Genomic DNA, 1568 nt, shown 5'->3' on the forward strand with positions numbered 1-1568 from the left:
TACCACGAGTGATTCAGCTACCTCCGGAATTATGTGAACCTGGGCAATATCACTTTGTATTTTTATCATCGATTATTCATGCGTTTGCCGATGATCTGTTTTTTGGGATGAAGATCAAGGGCTGTTATCAATTTCGTGTTACCCGAAACAGTGATTTGGCCATTGATACTGAAGAAACCAGTGATTTGCTGGCAACCATAGCGGATGAATTGACACATCGTAATTACGGTGACGAAGTTCGACTTGAGATTGCCCATAACTGCCCTGAAGAAATGGTTAATTTCCTGCGTGACCAGTGTGCAATGCATCAGGATAACGTCTATCTGGTCAATGGCCCGGTGAATCTAAGCCGTTTGCAGGCTTTGCATTCAATGGTTGAACGTTCGGATTTGAAATTTAAACCCTTTACTCAGGGAAGACCCAATGGTCTGACATCAGAGGTGGAAATCTTTGGGCTATTAAAACAGAAGGATGTCCTTTTACATCATCCCTATCAATCCTTTACCCCCGTCATTGATCTGATCAAACAGGCAGCTTCGGATTCCAGCGTGCTGGCCATCAAACAAACCTTGTACCGTACAGGTGCTGTTTCACCGATCGTCGATGCATTGGTCGCCGCCGCTCACGGTGGAAAAGAAGTTACCGTGGTTATTGAATTGCGGGCACGTTTTGATGAAGAAGCTAACGTTGCATTGGCTTCCAAGTTACAACAGGCGGGAGCTCATGTCGTATATGGCATTGTTGGCTATAAAACCCATGCCAAAATGCTGCTCATTCTGCGTCGTGAAAATAATAAATTACGTCGTTACGTCCATCTAGGCACCGGCAACTACCATCGTAGTACTTCACGTATTTATACCGATTATGGGTTGCTGACCTCAGATAAACAGATTGGTGAAGACGTTAATAACCTGTTTATTCAGCTGACCAGCCTTGGCAAAATTCCCAAAATGCATAAATTACTACATGCACCTTTCAATCTGCATCAAGGATTACTGGATAAAATTGACCGCGAGATTGCGCATGCCGAAGCAGGCAAAAATGCTCGCATTATCGTCAAGGTCAATGCATTGGTTGAGCCGGAAATGATTAATGCCTTCTACCGAGCTTCTATTGCTGGCGTTAAAATTGATTTGATTGTCCGCGGCATCTGTACTTTAAAACCAGGTGTTCAAGGCGTCTCAGAAAACATCCAGGTGCGCGGCATAATTGGACGGTTTCTCGAGCATACCAGGGTATTTTATTTCGAAAACGATGGACAGGTTGAGATCTGGGCCGGCAGTGCCGATTTGATGAAACGTAACCTGCTGCGTCGTGTGGAAACCTGTTTTCCGATTGAATCCAAACGACTGCAAAAACGCATTATTGCCGATCTGAATTTATATCTTGCTGATAATACCCAGGCGTGGATCCTCTCCGCTGATGGTCGTTACCATCGGGCAGCCCGCAACGAAGGAGATGAAATGATCAGTGCACAGAACACGCTTCTGGAAGAATTGGCGAAAATCAATTAATCATGCAAATCATCGCATTCTTTAATTTGAAAGGCGGCGTGGGTAAAACCACGC

At 44.8% G+C, this 1568-nt stretch carries 1 protein-coding gene; it reads left to right on the forward strand.

The annotated features are described in order from the left end of the window. The coding region (gene ppk1 / locus B3182_RS13335) for a polyphosphate kinase 1 (protein WP_292753075.1) at positions 1-1514 on the forward strand (1514 nt) is incomplete at its 5' end. Positions 1515-1568 lie beyond the last annotated feature (54 nt).

The sequence above is a fragment of the Methylophaga sp. UBA4204 genome, assembly GCF_002379485.1.
Lineage (GTDB): Bacteria > Pseudomonadota > Gammaproteobacteria > Nitrosococcales > Methylophagaceae > Methylophaga.